At 60.8% G+C, this 18,036-nt stretch carries 17 protein-coding genes and 2 pseudogenes; 9 read left to right on the top strand and 10 right to left on the bottom strand.

Features of this window, described 5'->3' with window-relative positions:
* Window positions 1–40 precede the first annotated feature (40 nt).
* The 3 genes from CKW30_RS22805 to CKW30_RS22795 all read right to left on the bottom strand — a co-directional run bounded on the left by CKW30_RS22805 (window position 41) and on the right by CKW30_RS22795 (window position 3,285).
* Complete coding sequence (locus tag CKW30_RS22805; RefSeq protein ID WP_056789123.1) at window positions 41–1,087, bottom strand: class I SAM-dependent methyltransferase; 1,047 nt, start codon at window positions 1,085–1,087, stop codon at window positions 41–43.
* A gap of 150 nt (window positions 1,088–1,237) precedes the next feature.
* A complete protein-coding gene (locus CKW30_RS22800) occupies window positions 1,238–2,548 on the bottom strand; it encodes an ATP-binding protein (protein WP_056789126.1) in 1,311 nt (436 codons plus the stop codon).
* Window positions 2,545–3,285 carry a response regulator gene (locus CKW30_RS22795; RefSeq protein ID WP_039762337.1) on the bottom strand — a complete coding sequence of 247 codons (741 nt, stop codon included), beginning with the start codon at window positions 3,283–3,285 and terminating at the stop codon, window positions 2,545–2,547. Before CKW30_RS22795 ends, CKW30_RS22800 begins: the two co-directional genes overlap by 4 nt.
* 299 nt (window positions 3,286–3,584) lie before the next feature.
* Between CKW30_RS22795 and CKW30_RS22790 the strand changes: the two genes are divergently transcribed.
* From CKW30_RS22790 to CKW30_RS22780, 3 genes are all read left to right on the top strand, one after another.
* Window positions 3,585–3,848 (top strand): DUF2790 domain-containing protein, encoded by a 264-nt coding sequence (locus tag CKW30_RS22790; protein WP_016775158.1) that lies wholly within the window; start codon window positions 3,585–3,587, stop codon window positions 3,846–3,848.
* A 33-nt stretch (window positions 3,849–3,881) separates the two neighbouring features.
* Window positions 3,882–4,262, top strand: a complete 381-nt coding sequence (locus tag CKW30_RS22785) for a hypothetical protein (protein ID WP_095181984.1) — start codon at window positions 3,882–3,884, stop codon at window positions 4,260–4,262.
* 90 nt (window positions 4,263–4,352) lie between these two features.
* Window positions 4,353–5,564: a cytochrome c biogenesis protein DipZ gene (locus CKW30_RS22780; protein ID WP_095181983.1), complete on the top strand. Its 1,212-nt coding sequence runs from the start codon at window positions 4,353–4,355 to the stop codon at window positions 5,562–5,564.
* 17 nt (window positions 5,565–5,581) lie between these two features.
* Here the strand turns inward: CKW30_RS22780 and CKW30_RS22775 are convergent, their stop codons facing one another.
* Window positions 5,582–6,043: a GNAT family N-acetyltransferase gene (locus CKW30_RS22775; RefSeq protein ID WP_095181982.1), complete on the bottom strand. Its 462-nt coding sequence runs from the start codon at window positions 6,041–6,043 to the stop codon at window positions 5,582–5,584.
* Between the two features lie 230 nt (window positions 6,044–6,273).
* Here CKW30_RS22775 and CKW30_RS22770 point away from each other — a divergent pair, with 230 nt between their 5' ends.
* Complete coding sequence (locus CKW30_RS22770) at window positions 6,274–7,086, top strand: class I SAM-dependent methyltransferase (RefSeq protein ID WP_095181981.1); 813 nt, start codon at window positions 6,274–6,276, stop codon at window positions 7,084–7,086.
* A 133-nt stretch (window positions 7,087–7,219) separates the two neighbouring features.
* On the opposite strand, the gene pcsA is transcribed toward CKW30_RS22770, so the two are convergent.
* Window positions 7,220–7,942, bottom strand: a complete 723-nt coding sequence (gene pcsA, locus CKW30_RS22765; protein ID WP_039762346.1) for a phosphatidylcholine synthase — start codon at window positions 7,940–7,942, stop codon at window positions 7,220–7,222.
* Between the two features lie 260 nt (window positions 7,943–8,202).
* Between pcsA and CKW30_RS22760 the strand changes: the two genes are divergently transcribed.
* On the top strand, window positions 8,203–8,940 hold the full coding sequence (locus CKW30_RS22760) for a tellurite resistance TerB family protein (protein ID WP_095181980.1): 738 nt from the start codon (window positions 8,203–8,205) through the stop codon (window positions 8,938–8,940).
* Between the two features lie 132 nt (window positions 8,941–9,072).
* A complete protein-coding gene (gene ligD, locus CKW30_RS22755) occupies window positions 9,073–11,697 on the top strand; it encodes a DNA ligase D (protein WP_095181979.1) in 2,625 nt (874 codons plus the stop codon).
* Here ligD and CKW30_RS22750 read toward each other — a convergent pair whose 3' ends face one another.
* The 3 genes from CKW30_RS22750 to sodC all read right to left on the bottom strand — a co-directional run bounded on the left by CKW30_RS22750 (window position 11,698) and on the right by sodC (window position 13,141).
* Window positions 11,698–12,099, bottom strand: a complete 402-nt coding sequence (locus tag CKW30_RS22750) for a hypothetical protein (RefSeq protein WP_038861845.1) — start codon at window positions 12,097–12,099, stop codon at window positions 11,698–11,700.
* Window positions 12,100–12,179: 80 nt separating this feature from the next.
* Window positions 12,180–12,494, bottom strand: a complete 315-nt coding sequence (locus CKW30_RS22745; RefSeq protein ID WP_016775151.1) for a DUF2388 domain-containing protein — start codon at window positions 12,492–12,494, stop codon at window positions 12,180–12,182.
* A gap of 125 nt (window positions 12,495–12,619) precedes the next feature.
* Window positions 12,620–13,141 carry a superoxide dismutase family protein gene (gene sodC, locus CKW30_RS22740; protein WP_095181978.1) on the bottom strand — a complete coding sequence of 174 codons (522 nt, stop codon included), beginning with the start codon at window positions 13,139–13,141 and terminating at the stop codon, window positions 12,620–12,622.
* A 222-nt stretch (window positions 13,142–13,363) separates the two neighbouring features.
* Between sodC and CKW30_RS27980 the strand changes: the two are divergent.
* Together CKW30_RS27980 and CKW30_RS27975 are read left to right on the top strand one after the other, a co-directional pair.
* A pseudogene (locus tag CKW30_RS27980) lies at window positions 13,364–14,140 on the top strand (MCP four helix bundle domain-containing protein); the annotation flags it as partial.
* Window positions 14,135–14,998: a methyl-accepting chemotaxis protein gene (locus tag CKW30_RS27975; protein ID WP_371857569.1), complete on the top strand. Its 864-nt coding sequence runs from the start codon at window positions 14,135–14,137 to the stop codon at window positions 14,996–14,998. The pseudogene CKW30_RS27980 and the gene CKW30_RS27975, both read left to right, overlap by 6 nt.
* A 159-nt stretch (window positions 14,999–15,157) precedes the next feature.
* On the opposite strand, the gene CKW30_RS22730 is transcribed toward CKW30_RS27975, so the two are convergent.
* Window positions 15,158–15,589 (bottom strand): nuclear transport factor 2 family protein, encoded by a 432-nt coding sequence (locus CKW30_RS22730; protein ID WP_095181976.1) that lies wholly within the window; start codon window positions 15,587–15,589, stop codon window positions 15,158–15,160.
* 529 nt (window positions 15,590–16,118) lie between these two features.
* Here CKW30_RS22730 and mqo point away from each other — a divergent pair.
* Entirely contained in the window at window positions 16,119–17,765 is a 1,647-nt protein-coding gene (gene mqo, locus CKW30_RS22725; RefSeq protein WP_095181975.1) for a malate dehydrogenase (quinone), read from the top strand.
* An 87-nt stretch (window positions 17,766–17,852) separates the two neighbouring features.
* Here the strand turns inward: mqo and CKW30_RS27390 are convergent.
* A pseudogene (locus CKW30_RS27390) lies at window positions 17,853–18,036 on the bottom strand (IS110 family transposase); the annotation flags it as partial.

Here is an 18,036-nt window from a genome sequence, read left to right as displayed (position 1 = left end):
AATGGGCAGTGCCCGCAGGTTAGCATGCGATCCGCTCGGGTTACTTGCGCGCCTCCAGTATCAGGTTGAACGGTGTCTGCGTGGCGCGACGGAACTGCTTGAACCCGGCCTCGACAAAGACTTTGCGCAGGCGCATTTCCCCGGCCTGCGCACCGAGCCCGAGGCCGACTTCCTGGGACAGCGAATTGGGCGTGCAGATAAACGTCGAGGCGGCGTAGAACAGGCGCCCGACCGCGTTGAGATTGTCGTCCAGTTTGTCGTTGGCGAACGGTTCGACCAGCAACACCGTGCCGTCGTCTTTCAGCGACTCATAAGCGTGGCGAGCGGCGCCGACCGGGTCGCCCATGTCGTGCAGGCAGTCGAAAAAGCAGATCAGGTCGTAGTCGCCGCCGGGATAGTTTTTCGCCGTCCCCTCGAAGAATCTGGCGCGATTGCCCACACCGCCTTCTTCGGCCCGTTGCGTCGCGACGGTGACTGACGGCGCATGGAAGTCGAAGCCGACAAACTGCGATTTGGGAAACGCCTGGGCCATGATCACCGTCGAGGCGCCGTGACCGCAGCCGATGTCGGCAACCTTGGCGCCGCGTTCGAGTTTGGCCACCACACCGTCCAGGGCCGGAAGCCATTCGGCAATCAGGTGACCTTTGTACCCGGGGCGGAAGAAGCGTTCAGTGCCGCTGAACATGCACGGATGGTGATCGCCCCAAGACAAGGCGCCATTGCCGCGCATGGCCTTGACCAGTTTGTCCTTGTCATGGAAAAACGACGCCACCACGCCGAGACCGCCGGCGACGTACACGGGGGATTCCTCCACGGCCAGCGCCAAGGCCTGCTCTTCGGGCAAACGAAACTGACCGTCAGAGTGTTCCATGTAGCCGGACGCGGCATGGGCGCTGAGCCATTCACGCACCAGCCGGGGATTGCAGGTGGTTTTTGCTGCGAGGGCTTCGGGGCTGATCGGTTGGCTGTCGGCCATTGCCCGGTACAGGCCGAGTTCTTCGCCGACGATGACATTGGCCAGCATCGCCGCGCCGCCCATGTCGTTGACCAGTTTGCCCATGAATTCGTTGAGCTTCGCCTCATTCATCACGTGTGCTCCTGAAACAGGATCACCGTCCGGCGGCGTTGAATGTCGAGGCAGGCGCCACCGGGCGGTGGTCACGGATTGGGGCAGGGCACAGCAGACGTCCTGCGGCCCCCTCGACTGGGTAATGAATGAGTCTAGCCGGTGTTTTTCTCAGCGTGGCAGCGGCAACTTCAGTTCAGCGCACAACCCGCCACCTTCACGATTGCTCAACAGCAGCGAGCCACCCAGCGCCATTGCCAATTGCTGGGCGATCGCCAGCCCGAGCCCGGTGCCGCCGGTATCGCGATTGCGCGAATTTTCCACGCGATAGAACGGTTCCATTACTTGCGCCAGTTCGGCCTCGGCGATGCCCGGGCCGCGATCGAGGACTTTCACCGACAGGCTGTTGCCCTGCGCTTCGACCTGCAATTGCGCGGCGCCGGCGAATTTCAGGGCGTTGTCGGTCAGGTTCACCAGGACCCGGCGCAGGGCCTGCGGGCGGGTTTCGATTACCGCTTTGCTCTTGCCGCCGAGCTGCACGTCCTTGCCCATGTCCTGATAGTCGAAGACCAGGCTGTCGAGGAACGAGTCGAGATCGGTACGCCGGCTTTCTTCGGTGGCGCCGTGAACGCTGCGGGCGTAGGCCACGCCTTCGCGCACCAGATGCTCGATCTCGCCCAGGTCGCTGCTCAGTTTGTCTTTCTCGACCGAGTCGTCCATGAACTCTGCGCGCAGTTTCATCCGGGTGATCGGCGTTTGCAGGTCGTGGGAAATCGCCGCGAGCAGTTGCATGCGTTCTTTCAGGTAGGCGGCAATGCGCGTCTGCATGGCGTTAAACGCCCGCGCGGCGTGGACCACTTCGGTCGGCCCTTGCTCGTCGAGTTTGATCGGGTGCGCGTTGGGATCGAGGGTTTCCACGGCGTTGGCGAGGCGAGTGAGGGGGCGGATGGCGATGCGCACGGCGAGCCATGTGCAGAGGATCAGTAACGCCAGTTGGCCGAGCAGCACCACCGGCAACCACGGCGACAACGGCACCATCGCCGGACGGATATCGATGGTCACCGGGCTGCCGTCGCTCAGGCGCAGGTGGCCCTGGAAGTGTTGTCTCGGACCGCCGGGAACTTCGGTAAACACGATTGGATAAGTGTCGCCGATGGCCGCCGTAATCGAGGCGATCGCGACGGACTTTTCAGCTGAGGTCACCGGCATGCCCGGTTCGCCCTCGTTGAGCAGGTAGCCGTAATTGCGCCGGGCCAGTCGCGGCAGCCAGGCCTCGCGCTCGGCGGCGGGCAGGCGATCGAGGATCGCCATCGAAGTCGAGACGTCGGTTTCGAGGTTGCCGAGCATGGTGCTTTTCGCGCTCTGGTAACGCTCGTAATACTGCGCGCCGAACGACAGGCCCTGCGCCAGAATCAGCCCGATCAGGAAGATCAGCGACAGGCGCGAGGCGAGGGTGCGCGGCCATTGCAGCTTGAGTTTCATGCTGAAGCTCCAAGCAGCTCGACCGGCAGCGAAAATACATAACCTTCACTGCGCACGGTCTTGATATAGGCCGGCTCGCGGGCATCGTCCAGCAGGCGTTGACGCAGGCGACTGACCAGCAGATCAATGGAACGGTCGAACAGGTCGGCCTCGCGTCCCTGGGTCAGATTGAGCAGTTGATCACGGCTGAGCACCCGTTGCGGATGGTCGAGGAACACCCGCAGCAGGCGGTATTCGGCGCCGCTGAGGGCAACCATGGTGCCGTCGCTGTCGAGCAGGTGCCGGGCCGAGGTGTCCAGCTGCCAACGACCAAACGCCAGCAGGCGACCGGCTTCGGTGACCACCAGGTTCGGCGGCAACATGCGCGTGCGGCGCAACACGGCGTTGATCCGCGCCAGCAGCTCGCGGGCGGCGAAAGGTTTGGTCAGGTAATCGTCGGCGCCCATTTCCAGACCGATGATGCGGTCGGTCTCATCGTTGCGCGCGGTGAGCATCAGCACCGGCGTGGCCTTGTGTTTGCCCACGCGCAATTCACGGCACAACTGCAGGCCATCGTCGCCGGGCATCATGATGTCGAGCACGATCAGGTCGACGGTGTTGGCATCAAGGAAGCTGCGCATCTGTCGGCCATCGGCGACCACTGTCGTGCGCAGGCCGTTCTTCTTCAGGTAGTTGCCTACCAGTTCACGGATCTCGCGGTCGTCGTCGACGATGAGAATGTGATCGACATGTTCCATCGGTTCAAGCCTCTGTCAAAGGGGGAATGCCGTGCAGTCTATAGCGCCGCTGACCGCACGCCTGCCTGCCTTTGTATTGCAGTGTATCTGTCGCGACGGCGGATACACACCGACGCAAAATCACGATTTTTTCGGGGTTTTGTATCGCTCTGTATCTACACACTGCATGGATACACAACGAGTGATTCTCGTCCTTTCCTGACACAGACGCGATACCTCGAAGGCCTCAAATAGGCTCCATCGAGGCACACACACAGACCGCCTCGGCTCAAACCCACTGAAGCCTTGAGGACTACACCATGAACAATAAATCCGTATTCGCCGCCTGCCTGTTCGCCGCTCTGAACATCTGCACCCTGTCGGCCCACGCCGAAGCTGACGTCAGCCGGCAAACCTACACCTACGGCACCCATCTGGATATCCAGAAAGTGCTGTCGATGACTGAAGACACTTCCGTGACCTGCGGCATCACCGAGGCGCGCATGACCTACCTCGATTCCGCCGGCAAAACCCGCGAGCTGGATTACAGCAAATTCGCTGACGGCTGCAACAACCAGAACTGAGTCATCCCTACTTTTTCTGCAAGGAGTTTTGCCATGAACAACGTCTCGCGCTTTTTGACCGCAGCAGCCTTCGCCTTCACCGGTGCCGCCGCCCACGCCAACAGTGCCTTGGAGCAGAGCAGCTGCGCCAGCAGCACCTGCTTCCAGCTGACCCCGGTCGCGAAGGAGGGCAGCGATGCACTGATCGCCGCTGATGGTTCCAGCCGCACGCCGCAGGGGCAGATGGTCGCCGCTGACGGGTCGAGCCGCACGCCGCAGGGCCAGATGGTTGCCGCTGACGGATCGAGCCGCACGCCGCAGGGCCAGATGGTCGCCGCTGATGGTTCCAGCCGTACACCGCAAGGCCAACTGGTCGCAGAAAACGGTGCCAGTCGCACGCCTCAAGGGCAGCTGCTGGACGGCCAGACCGCATGAGCCACGGCGTAAATAAAGCAGGCTAGCGAGGGGACGTTTCCCTCGCTGCCCGGTTGCGTGCCCAGCCCCCACATTCAAGGTGACCCCGTTATGTACCTCATCGCATTTCTCGGCGGTCTGCTGACCGTCCTCAGTCCGTGCATCCTGCCGGTGGTGCCGTTTCTGTTCGCTGGCGCCAACCGTACCCGTTCCTCGATCTTGCTGACCCTCGCCGGCATGGCGCTGACCTTTGCGCTGATCTCAAGCCTCGCGGTGGTCAGCAGCGAGTGGGTGATTCAGGCCAGCAACACCGGCCGCCACGTTGCCTTGTTGGTCATGGCGCTGTTCGCCCTGTCGCTGATCTCGGCCCGCGTCGGTGACTGGCTGACCAGGCCTTTCGTCGCCCTGGGTAATCGTCTCGATCAGGACACCCGTAAACGAGCCGGACCGATGGGCTCGATCATGCTCGGCGTCGCCACCGGCCTGTTGTGGGCGCCCTGTGCCGGGCCGATCCTTGGGGTGATTCTGACCGGCGCAATGTTGCAAGGCGCCAATGCCCAGACCAGCCTGTTGCTGCTGGCTTACGGCGTCGGCAGTGCCTTGTCGCTGGGCACGTTGATCTTCGCCGGGCGCGGTCTGGTCAATCGGCTGAAACCGTCGATCCCGTTCAGCGGCTGGTTGCGCCGTGGTGCCGGGGTTGCGGTGCTTGCTACAGTTGCGGTGATTTCCACGGGCGCCGACAAGGCTCTGCTCGCCAACACCTCTTCCGAAGGCGTGGCCAGCGTCGAGAAAAACGTCCTGGAAAACGTGCCGAAAGTGGTCGACTACTTTGTCAGCAAGGTCCGCGCGGATTCGATGATGGACGAGGCGCGGGGCGCGATGCCGTCGCTGTCGGGCGCTGTGCAGTGGCTCAATTCACCAGAGCTCAGCGCCGAATCCCTGCGCGGCAAAGTGGTGCTGGTGGACTTCTGGACCTACGACTGCATCAACTGCCAGCACACCCTGCCGTACGTCAAAGACTGGGCGAAGAAATACGAGAAGGACGGCCTGGTGGTGATCGGCGTGCACACACCCGAGTATGGCTACGAGCGCATCATCAACAGCGTCAAGGATCAGGTGAAAAAACTCGGTATCACCTACCCGGTGGCGATCGACAACGACTACGCAATCTGGCGCAACTTCGACAATCAGTACTGGCCGGCGCATTACCTGATCGACGCCAAGGGCCAGATGCGTTACAGCCACTTTGGTGAAGGTCGCTATGCGGAGCAGGAGCAGATGATCAAGCAGTTGCTGGAAGAGGCGAAAGCTCCGGCAGCCTGATCAAAAAAACCAATGGCTCACAGGTCGCGGACCATGAGCCATTGTTGTTTTTCCCACGCCTGAAAACCCTCCAATAGCTGCCAGCCGCGTTTACCGTAGTAGTCGTGTTTGTCTTGCGTGTGCAAGTACAACCGCGACACCCCACGCTGCTTTGCTGCCTCGCAAATCCCTTCAATCAGCTGCTCCGCCAAGCCTCGCCCGCGCGCCTCGGGGTCAACGAATACGCAGGCGAGCCATGGGCCGAGATCGGCGCGATCAGCCAAGTCGTTGCGGGCCAGTGCGGCACCACCGAGCAGGCGTTCACCGTCCATGGCAATCAGGCACGACCATTCGCCATTGCTTTGGCCCTCGGCAAATTCGAGCTGCCATTGAGCCAGGGGCTGGTCGGCGTATTCGTAGTGGAATTGTTGGTGAATCCACGCCGCGTAGCGATCGCTGTGTTGCATGTGCGCGGCGAGCCAGTCGAGGTGCAGTGACATCGGTCGAGTCCTTTGCGTGGGCGAGCCCGCATCAGAAACCAATCCCGCGAGGCTGACAATGCGCAAGGTGTATCAGGTGCTTGACAGATTCGCGCCGCTCATCGGCAAAGTGCCGGGTTTATGGGGCTGGCGGACGATTGACAGGGACGCCGTGCAGCCTCGGCGCGATAGTGACCAAGCACAGTCTGCGCCGCCGACTGTGCATTCTCTCTGCCACGGAGCTCGCTGTCATGAGTACCCCGCTTGATCTCACTGCCCTGAAGGAACGTCAGAAAGTCGCTTGGGCCAGTGGCGACTACGCCGTGATCGGCACCACCTTGCAAATTGTTGGGGAAAACCTCGCCGAGGCTTGCGATCTGCGTTGTGATGAACAGGTGTTGGATGTCGCTGCCGGCAACGGCAATGCAACCCTGGCAGCGGCGCGGCGCGGGTGTGTAGTGACTTCGACCGATTATGTGGCGGCATTGCTGGAGCGTGGTCAGGATCGCGCCCGGGCCGAGCATCTGGAGGTGATTTTTCAGGTGGCCGATGCCGAGGCTTTGCCTTTTCCCGATGAAAGCTACGACGCCGTGTTGTCGACGTTCGGCGTGATGTTCGCGCCTGACCAGGTCACCGCCGCTGCTGAACTGGGGCGGGTCTGTCGTCGCGGCGGACGGATCGGTATGGCGAACTGGACGCCGGAGGGCTTCGTCGGCCAGATGTTCAAGACTCTCGGCCAGCATCTGCCACCGCCAGCGGTTGCACAGCCTCCATCGAACTGGGGCTCGGATGCGTGGCTGCACAAGCATTTCGATGACCGCGATTTTGTCGTGCGCGTGACCCGCAGCCACTTCAACTTCCGCTACCGCTCGGCGGCGCATTTCATTGATATCTTTCGGCACTGGTATGGGCCGGTGCACAAGGCTTTTGCGGTGTTGCCGGCGGAGGCCGGACAGGCGTTGGAGGATGATCTGACCGAGTTGCTCAATCGAGCGAATCGCGCCGGGGAGGCATCGCTGGTGGTGCCGAGCGAATATCTGGAGGTGGTGATTACCAAGCGCTAGTCCCCATCGGATCTCCTGATCGATGAAGATCTCTGTGGGAGCGAGCCTGCTCGCGAAAGCGGTGTGCCAGCCAACCTTGATGTTGATGGAACGACCGCATTCGCGAGCAGGCTCGCTCCCACAGGGAATGTGCTTATTTCAAATGGCCGCGATCAAACCACTCCAGCGCCGTGCGCCAGATGCAGATCCCCAGGAAATAAGCCGACATCAGCAACCACAAGCCCATCACCAGCGGGTTGATCACCGGGTGATTGAGCACCAGCGACAGACTGCACAACAGCCAGATCGCCGTCACCGCAATATTGATCGGCATGAAACGCCGCACGCGAAACGGGTGCAGGAACTTCATCCGCGTCACCGTCAGCAGCGCCAGCCCGATCACGGTGAGAAAGGTAATCCACGGGCCCGGGCCAATGATGTACAGGCACAGCGCTACCACGTTCCAGGCCGCCGGGAAGCCGACAAAATAGTTGTCCTTGCTCTTCATGTTGACGTTGCAGAAGCAGAACAGCGACGACACCAGAATCACCGACACCGTCAGCAACAGGGTGTAATCGGGCAGGGGAATGTAGCGGTAGATAAACAGTGCCGGGATGAATACATAAGTCAGGTAATCGATCACCAGATCGAGGATCGAACCGTCGAAACTCGGCAGCACCGATTGCACATTGACCTTGCGCGCCAGTGCGCCATCGAGGCCGTCGACGATCAGCGCCACGCCCAGCCACATCAGGCAATGAATCGGCTGGTTTTCCAGCAGCGCGAGGGTGGCAAGGAAGGCGGTCACCACGCCGGTCGCGGTAAAACCATGGGCGCCCCATGCTTTCAGCCTGGCGATGTGTACGGTTGATATCACGGGGGCGTTCTCCAGAAAGTGAAGCAAGCCGGTTATCGCCCATCATCAGAAAGGGCGTCGGCAAACCGGGTCGGGTTGCAGCTATCGACCGGTTTAGCCGGGATAAGGTTCACCACCCCTGAATCTTAGCTGGCTGGCGAAAATTTTCTCGCGTGGCGATTCAACGGTGATCGGGCGTCAGCCCAACGGTGCTGGCGCTATGGCTGCGTCGGTCTATCGTTGCCTGACGCGATCGGGCCGTGGCCTCGGAGGATAACGTCATGAACACCAGCGATTTGCTTGAACAACTGCTGCGAGGCCAGGCCTCGGCGGGACAACAACGCGGAGCTTCGGCCGGTGACGGCCTGGGCGGTTTACTTGGTGGACTGTTGGGCGGCGGCAGTCAGTCCGGAGCGGGTGGCGCGGCTGCTTCGGGTGGCCTCGGCGGCCTGGGTGGTTTGCTCGGTGGCTTGCTCGGCGGCGGTGGCTTGGGAAGCGCCCTCGGTGGCGGTAGCAGAAGCCGTACCGGCGGGACCAGTTACGCGGCGCTCGCATCGCTGGGCATGATGGCTTACCAAGCGTATCAAGCCTGGCAACGCAGCCAGGCCAGCACCGCGCCGCAGGAGCTGCCACAAACCGCCGACCTGCTCGCCGGCCCGCAAATCGAAACCCACGGCCACGCGGTGCTGCGCGCCCTTATCGCCGCCGCCAAGGCTGACGGCCGCATCGACGACGCAGAAAAGCACCTTATCAGCAGCGAGATCGGCAAACACACCGCCGACCCGCAGTTGCAGCAATGGCTCGACGCCGAAGTCGCCAAGCCGCTGGATGCCCGCGAAGTGGCGCAATCCGCTAACGGCGATCCGGCCGTAGCCGCCGAAATGTACCTGGCCAGCGTCATGCTGGTAGACGATCAACAGCACGCCGAACGCAGCTATCTCGATGAGCTGGCCGCCGCCTTGAACATCGATCCCGACTTGCAGGTGCATCTGGAACAGCAGGCGAAAGGGCAAGCCTGACCCGCTGTAAAAATCCCTGACACTGCCAGCCCCGGCCGTTCCATCCGTCTGGGGCTTTTTTACCTCGATTGAATTTTTCCGCCGCCGTGTCGCTCTTCTGCATAACAGAACCCGTCTGCCATCGGTGTGCTCATGAACAGGAACCTCGACGATTACAACCGCATGCGTGATTTTTCCGCGACGTCGGAACCGGCCGCAGTCAAGCGCTCGGGTCGTAAGTCGGCCAAGGATCATGCTTTGCAGTTCTGCATCCAGAAGCACGATGCTTCGCACCTGCATTACGACTTTCGCCTGGAACTCGATGGCGCGCTGAAAAGCTGGGCGGTGCCGAAGGGGCCGTCGCTGGACCCGTCGGTCAAGCGTCTGGCGATTCATGTCGAGGATCATCCGCTCGATTACGCGACGTTCGAAGGCAGCATTCCCGAGGGGCATTACGGCGCCGGTGATGTGATCGTCTGGGATCGCGGCGTGTGGATTCCGCTGGAGGATCCGCACAAGGCCTATGCCAAGGGCCGGCTCAAGTTCGAGCTGCAAGGCGAGAAGCTCGGCGGCGTGTGGAATCTGGTGCGCACGCACATGCCGGGCAAGAAGGAACAATGGTTTCTGATCAAGCATCAGGACAACGCCGCGCGACCGCAGGATGATTTCGACGTCCTGGTCGCCGAGCCCGACAGCGTGCTCAGCGAGCGCACGATTGTCGGCAAATCGGCGGCTGCTGCCGATAAAGCCAAACCGGTGAAAAAGGCCCCGGCCAAGCCGCGCAAGCAGGCGTCCGGGCAGCTTACCGGCGCGCGCAAGGGCAAGCTCCCAGCGCTGATCAAGCCGGAACTGGCGACGCTGGTCGACAGCGCGCCCGAAGGGCAGTGGAGCTACGAGATCAAGTTTGACGGCTACCGGATCATGGCGCGGATCGATCACGATGAGGTGCAGCTGTTCACCCGCAACGGCCATGACTGGACGCACAAACTGCCGCAGCAGGCCAAAGCGCTGGCGGCGCTGGGTCTGGAATCGGCCTGGCTCGATGGCGAAATGGTCGTGGCCAACGAGCAAGGCGTGCCGGATTTTCAGGCGCTGCAGAATGCCTTCGATGCCGGGCGCAGCGGCAATATTGTTTATTACCTGTTCGACGTGCCGTATCTGAATGGCGTCGACCTGCGCGACGTGCCGGTGGAAGAACGCCGCGCCGCGTTGAGCACCATTCTCGGTGCGCAGAAAGAATCCTCAACGCTGCGCTTCTCCGAAGCCTTCGAAGAAACCCCGGACGCGCTGCTCAACAGCGCCTGCCAGATGCAGATGGAAGGCCTGATCGGCAAGCGGCTCGGCTCGCCTTATGTATCGCGGCGCAGCGGCGACTGGATCAAGCTCAAGTGCAAACATCGCCAGGAATTCGTCATCGTCGGCTACACCGATCCGAAAGGCGCGCGCAGTGCCTTCGGTGCCTTGCTGCTCGGCCTGCACGACGCTGACAGTGGCGAGTTGCGCTACGCCGGCAAGGTCGGCACCGGGTTCAACGAAACCACATTGAAAAGCATCCTCGCCCAACTCAAGCCGTTGCAGACCAAAACCTCCGCAGTGGTCAATCCGCCCAGCGGTTTCGAGGCCAAAGGCGTGCACTGGCTCAAACCCAAACTGCTGGCCGAAGTGGCATTCGCCGAGATGACCAAGGACGGCTCGGTGCGCCACGCCGTGTTCCATGGTTTGCGCGATGACAAACCGGCCAAGGACATTACCGAAGAGCGAGCGAAGCCTGTGAAAGCTGCCAAGCCCGAAAAAACCGAAAAGACCGAAAAGACCAAAACCGCCGAAAAGCAGCCGGCAAAGAAAACCGCCGCCAGCAAAAAAGCCGAAACCGCGCCTTCGCAAGCAGGTCTGGCCGGCGGCAAGGTACGCATCACTCACCCCAATCGAGTGATCGATGCGGTCAGCGGCACAACCAAGATGCAACTGGCGCAGTATTACGCCAGCGTTGCCGAACACATCCTGCCGCAACTCAAGGATCGTCCCGTGGCCTTAGTGCGTGCACCGGACGGCATCGCCGGCGAACTGTTCTTCCAGAAGAACGCCGATCGCCTGGCCATTCCCGGCATCACCGCCCTGGACAAGGACGTCACCGGCCAGCCAGTGATGATGATCAACAATCCCGAAGCGCTGGTCGGTGCGGTGCAGATGAGCACGGTGGAGCTGCACACCTGGAACGCCACAACCGTGGATCTGGACAAGCCCGATCGCTTCGTCCTCGACCTCGACCCGGATCCTGCGTTGCCATGGAAAAGCATGGTTGAAGCCACCGCGCTGACCCTCACTGTGCTCGATGAGCTGGGCCTCAAAGCCTTCCTGAAAACCAGCGGCGGCAAAGGCATTCACCTGGTGGTGCCGTTGACGCGCAAGCATGGCTGGGACGAAGTGAAGGACTTCAGCCACGCCATCGTCAGCCACATGGCCAAGTTGCTACCGGACCGGATTTCAGCGGTGTCCGGGCCGAAAAACCGCGTCGGGCGGATCTTCATCGATTACCTGCGCAACGGCCTCGGTGCCACCACCATTTGCGCCTACGCCGCACGTGCGCGGGAAGGCATGCCGGTGTCGGTGCCGCTGTACCGAGAGGAAGTCGCTGAAATCAAGGGCGGTAATCACTGGAACATCTACAACGTTCACGAGCGTCTGACCGAAGTCGGCGATGAGCCTTGGGCGGAAATGAAGAAAACCCGTCAGACCATCACCGCCGAGATGCGCAAGCGCGTCGGCATGAAAAAGTGATCAGGTGTCGCGCAGCAAGTCGTGGGCGTTGAGCAGTTCGAAGGCGATTTGCGGGTGGTTTTCCAGGCCCTTGCGAATCGCTGCCGGGATCGCCGCGCGAGTCTTGCGACACAGGCCTGGCAGCTCGTCGATCTGAATGGCGATGCCGCGCATGGTGCGCACTTCATTGAAGCCGGGGGCGACGTCGACACGGATGCCGAGTTGCTCGTACATGCGCTGTTGCAGGCGTTTGAGGTCGTCGAGGTCTTTGAGTTGTTCCAGGCGCGCCAGAAGAATTTTTTCTTCAGCGCGAGTCAAGCGCAGGATGCGCAGGTCGGCGCCGGGCGTTTCCAGCAACGGATCGCGCCCGCAGATGCAGGCGCCGGGAGGGCAGGGTGAGCGCAAGGGCACGGTCGTCGTCATGGCCTCCATCATAGAGGCCGTCGGACATGTTTGCCTATGTGCACTCAGCGGCCGTCCATCGGCCGCTGCTTCCCTCGTGACTACTGCTGCACGCCTTCGTATTGCACCAGAATGGCGTTGGCCAGGTCTTCATCACTGGCGTTCAAGCCAGGGTTGGCCTGGCGCACCTGTTGCAGTACCGACTCAAGATAAACCCCACGAATGGCCCCGCCGCTGGCAACGAACGCAGACACGTCGTCACGGGCCGGAATGACCATTTTGTCGTCCTTGAAGGTCGAGTACAGCGACGCGGAGACACCTGCCGAGGTGGCGACGTCACCCGCGTCAACGCGGGCCAGCGCCGAACCGACCGGCAGGCAAAGCATTAAAGAAGAAATCAGGACTAACTTGCGCATGACGTGTTCCTCCACAAGCGCTAAGCAAAAAGGGAAGGGACTACATAACGTCAGAGGTGAACGGCGCGCGGGAGTTCCGTGAGCGGTGAAAAGCCGTGAGTCAGCGTTTTCACCGCTCAGTCGGTTCAGATCACCCCACAGGCCATGCGATCACCGCCACCGCCCAGTGGCTTGGGCATGTCGGAATGGTTATCGCCGCCGGCGTGAATCATCAGGGCGTGGCCCTTGATCTCGGAAATCTTCTTCAGGCGCGGTGCCAGCACCGGATAGTTGGCGACCCCGTCAGCCGTCACATACACCGCTGGCAGATCACCCAGATGCCCATCGGCGTAAGGGCCGAGATGCTTGCCGGTTTTGGCCGGATCGAAGTGTCCGCCAGCGGCCAGTGCCGCGCCTTTCACGCCATCCTTCGTGCCCGCTTCGCAGCTGCCGTTTTCATGGACATGAAAACCGTGGATGCCGGCCGGCAATGATTTCAGCTGGGGTGTGAACAGCAGGCCGTACGGCGTCTCGCTGACAGTGACAGAGCCGATCGCCTGCGGCGCACCGTCGGCGCTGACCAGATTGATTGCGACTTTCTCCGTTGCTGCCTGTGCGGTGCCGATTGCCAACGTGCCGAGCAGACCAAACCACAGTGCGCGTTTCATAAGCGTTTCCTTCAGCTGCATGAATGTTCGTAGCCATGGATTGATAGCCTGCCGGGGTTAACCAGCGATGAAGGCGTTATCCATCGGCGCTGCAAGGTGTGACCGGGTTCACGCTTGAAAAGTTTTGCCGGATTCAAGTCGCCCCTGACATCAGCCGATACGCTCTGTGTCGGCAGTTCCCTGCACATAGGCTTAACTGAAATCCGACAAGCGCAATCCAGCGTGCCCACGGGAGATTCCACGGTGTCGATCAAACTGCGTTTGGTGTTGCTGATTGCGACCAGCCTGCTGACGGCGCTGATCGTGAGCCTGGTCAGTTACGTCGGCAACCTGCGGATGGCCACGGCGGTCGGCGATAACACGGTAAGCATGAGCGCGCTGCGCAATCATATGGAAGCGGACATGATGCACGACGCCCTGCGCGCCGATGTCTATTCGGCGATGCTGGTCGGCCTGGGCAAGAGCACCGCCACCGCCACAGAAGTGCGCGATTCGCTGGCCGAGCACGCAGGGCATTTTCGTGAAATGCTGGATGACAACCTGAAACTGCCGATCAACCCGCAGCTGCGCACGGCGCTGGAGCAGATCAAGCCGAGCCTCGACACCTACATCAAATCCGCCGAGCAGATCGTCGGCGTGGCGCTGGATAAGCCAGATGCCGCCCAACAGCAGCTTGGTACGTTCAATAGCGCCTTTACTCAGCTCGAAGAGCAGATGGGCGCGCTCAGCGAACTGATCGAAAATAACACCCTGCACACCAGCGAAGGCACTGAAGCGGCCATCCGCCACGCCAATGTCGCGCTGGGAGTGGTGCTGATCGCCAGTCTGTTGCTGCTGCTGATTCAGGGGCGCTGGGTGATCCTGAGTATCATGGGGCCGCTCAAATCCGCCAGCCGCATCGCTGAAAGCATTGCCCATGGCAATCTCAGCGAACCGATTGTTGAACCCGCCGGCAAGGACGAAGCCAGTGTGCTGATCCGCACATTGGCGACCATGCAACGTGACTTGCGCAACATGATCGACGTGGTCCGGCGCAACGCCCACGGTGTCAGCGGCATGAGCGAGCAGCTCAGTCAGGGCTGCCATCAGGTCGCCGACAGCAGCCAGCAGCAAAGCGTTGCCGCCGGGACCATGGCGGCCGCCGCCAGTCAGATGACCGCCAGCATCGAGGAAATCACCCGCCACGCCGAACGTGCCCTGAGCATGGCCAATCAGGCGGAAACTCTAGCGAAGGAGGGCGGCGGGGTGATTCATCAAGTGGTCAGCGACATGGACGACATCGCCCGCTCGGCACAGCAGTCGGCGCAGGTGATTCGCACGCTGGATCAGGAATCCGAGGCGATCTTCAACATCATTCAGGTGATCAAGAGCATCGCCGACCAGACCAACCTGCTGGCCCTCAACGCCGCGATCGAGGCGGCGCGGGCAGGAGAGCAGGGCCGTGGCTTTGCCGTGGTCGCGGATGAAGTGCGCAGTCTGGCCGCACGCACCAGCGCCTCGACCCAGGAAATTGCCGCAATGGTCGCGCGCATCCAGAGCAGCACGCGCGAGGCGGTCACCAGCATGGAGGCCGGCGTGGCGCAGGTCGACAAGGGCATGGCGGTGACGGCGGAAGTCGAGCGGGCGATTCGGGAAATCCTCGACGCCACGCTGAACACCACGCAACTGGTCAACGACATCACCCGCACGATTGGCGAACAGAGCCAAGCCAGTAACGAGATCGCCCATCAGGTGGAGATGATTGCCGGGATGAGCGAAGGCAACAGTCGGGTGATCGGGCAGACGGCGACGACTACGGATGAATTAGCGAATCTGGCGGGACAGTTGGCGCAGTCGGTGGATCGGTTTCGGTTGTGATGTTGGGGTAGACCCGCGGGTTTTCCATTGCCTGAGCCAGCGCTTTCGCGAGCGGGCTCGCTCCCACAAGGTTCGCCAGTGTCGAGTCCTTTGTGGGAGCGAGCCTGCTCGCGAATAGGCCAGCTCTGACAGGATTGAATCAGGCCAATGGTCCCTTAATCAAAATCTGAACGCCTGCCGCCCAACCAACAACCATTTCCCACCCTGTTTCTGCCAGATCTGGAAATTCTCGATCTCGGTCGGAATCACCTCAGTCCCTTTCAACGCCTGCGCGGAGAAGTGGTGGCGCACCAATGCGGTATCGCCGGACAGAGTAATGGTCTGCTTCTGCATCTCCAGGGTCTTGAATGCGCTGCGGCCGGTCTCGATGTCGGCGATGAATTCCTGCTTGTCCTGAATCTTGCCGCTGGAGTGGCCGTAGGTCAGGTTCGGCGCGGTCAGAGCGTTCAGTTCGGCGATGTCTTTGTGCAGCATCGCCTGGGTCAGGTGATCCACCGCTTGGGCCACTTCCTTTTCCGCCGGGGCAGGGGCGGCCATGGCGCAGGCGCTGAAGGCGCAGAACAAACCGATGAGGAGGCGGGATTTGGTCATGTTGTTTCCTTGTTGTTATTGGGTCGGAATGACTGGCTTAGTTTGTCAGTCATCGTACAACGTAGCAGGTTATTTTCTGCTTGAACAACGAGCCGTTCGCAATGATTTATCAAGTTGCGATGTGTATCGCGCAAAAAACTTTGCAGGCCAATGCCTGATCACGGTCATGTTTGGTGGCCCATGGCCGATAAGCCCCAGAGCGGAAAAAGACTTTCAAGTCGGGAACAGACGCGCGGGTTCGCCCTGACGTGATATTCTCCGCGCCAAATTTGCTTTGACTTAATTCGGTTGGCTGGCCTTTCAGGCGGGCCGACGGGATCCCTGTCGCTCAAGCAGCTGAAGCCAATAACGATAAGAAGTCAGTTCAGAAGGGACATTAACTGAGGTCGATGCCACATGTCGGCCTTGTGTGCCCACCCGTCAATATTGAAGTGTGCCGGATTGCGCGACGCCAGCCTGAGCGTCAACAAAGCGCAACGCAGACTGATAACAACGACGGGCGGAAGGCGTTTTATCATAGGTGCAACAGATGTTTAAGAAAGTGAACACAGCCTTGCTCGGTCTGGCTTTGGCGATGGGGATGTCGTCTGCCAATGCTGCCGAAGCCAAGAAAGTTGATGTCCTGCTGATCGGCGGCGGCATCATGAGCACCACCCTGGGTGTGTGGATCAATGAGCTGGAACCGACCTGGTCGATGGAAATGGTCGAGCGCCTCGATGGCGTCGCCCTGGAAAGCTCCAACGGCTGGAACAACGCCGGTACCGGTCACTCCGCCCTCGCCGAGCTGAACTACACCCCTGAAGACGACAAGGGCAACGTGACGATCCCGAAAGCTGTCGAGATCAACGAAGCGTTTCAGGTTTCCCGTCAGTTCTGGGCGTGGCAGGTTCAGCAGGGCGTGCTGAAGAACCCTCGTTCGTTCATCAACACCACTCCGCACATGAGCTTCGTGTGGGGCGATGACAACATCAAGTTCCTGAAAAAGCGCTACGAAGCCCTGCAGGCGAGCCCGCTGTTCGCTGGCATGCAGTATTCCGAAGATCCGGCTGTGATCAGGAAGTGGGTACCGCTGATGATGGAAGGGCGTGACCCGAACCAGAAAATCGCGGCCACCTGGAGCCCGCTGGGTACGGACATGAACTTCGGCGAAATCACCCGCCAGTTCGCCGCTCACCTGCAAACCAAACCCAACTTCGATCTGAAACTGTCGAGCGAAGTCGAAGACATCACCAAGAACGCCGATGGCACCTGGCGTGTGAGCTACAAAAACCTCAAGGACGGTACCAAGACCGAAACCGACGCCAAGTTCGTGTTCATCGGCGCTGGCGGCGGTGCTCTGCACCTGCTGCAGAAGTCGGGCATTCCTGAAGCCAAGGAATACGCAGGCTTCCCGGTTGGCGGTTCGTTCCTGGTAACCGAGAACCCGACGATTGCCGAGCAGCACCTGGCCAAGGCCTACGGCAAGGCTTCGGTTGGCGCGCCACCGATGTCGGTTCCGCACCTGGACACCCGTGTCCTGGACGGCAAGCGCGTCATTCTGTTTGGCCCGTTCGCGACCTTCAGCACCAAGTTCCTCAAGGAAGGTTCGTACTTCGACCTGCTGACCAGTACCACCACCCACAACATCTGGCCAATGACCAGGGTCGGCATCAAGGAATACCCGCTGGTCGAGTACCTTGCCGGTCAGTTGATGCTGTCGGATGAAGACCGTCTGAACGCGCTGAAGGAATACTTCCCGAACGCCAAGGCCGAAGACTGGCGTCTGTGGCAAGCCGGCCAGCGCGTACAAATCATCAAGCGTGATGAAGCCGCTGGCGGCGTGCTGAAACTGGGCACCGAGATCGTTGCTTCGCAAGACGGCTCGATCGCCGGCCTGCTGGGCGCATCGCCAGGCGCGTCGACTGCTGCACCGATCATGCTGAGCGTGCTGCAGAAAGTCTTCAAAGACAAAGTCGCAACCCCTGAGTGGCAGACCAAGCTGCACCAGATCGTGCCGAGCTACGGCACCCAGCTGAACAGCGATCCGGCCAAAGTGGCTGCAGAGTGGGCTTACACCGCGAAAATCCTCGAACTGCCGACGCCTCCAGCGATCGGTCAGGTAGCTGCTCCGGCGGCACCTGCGGCTGACAAAGCCGTAGCGCCGAAGGAAAACGCTGCACGTGACATGGCTCTGTAAGCAGAACCCTGACACACAAAACCCACTGAACCGGCGACGGTCAGTGGGTTTTTTTATACGCCGGACCTGTAGATACTCTGTTCACGGTCAAGCTTTTTGGGTGTGTTTATCGCTAAAAAGCTTGGCTGTACTGAAGTCTTCGCCTGCCCGCATGCAGGCCCATAGTCCGGTCAGGTATTTGCGCATGACTGCGACAATAGCCTGCATCTTCCTCTTTCCTCGAGCCACCAAGGCTTCGTAAAACGCTTTCACATTTGGGTCGCAACGTATG

This window comes from Pseudomonas sp. Irchel 3F6 (assembly GCF_900187595.1).
Taxonomy (GTDB): Bacteria; Pseudomonadota; Gammaproteobacteria; order Pseudomonadales; family Pseudomonadaceae; genus Aquipseudomonas; species Aquipseudomonas siliginis.
Note: the sequence above shows the minus strand (reverse complement) of the source record. Positions and strands in the feature narration are given on the sequence as shown.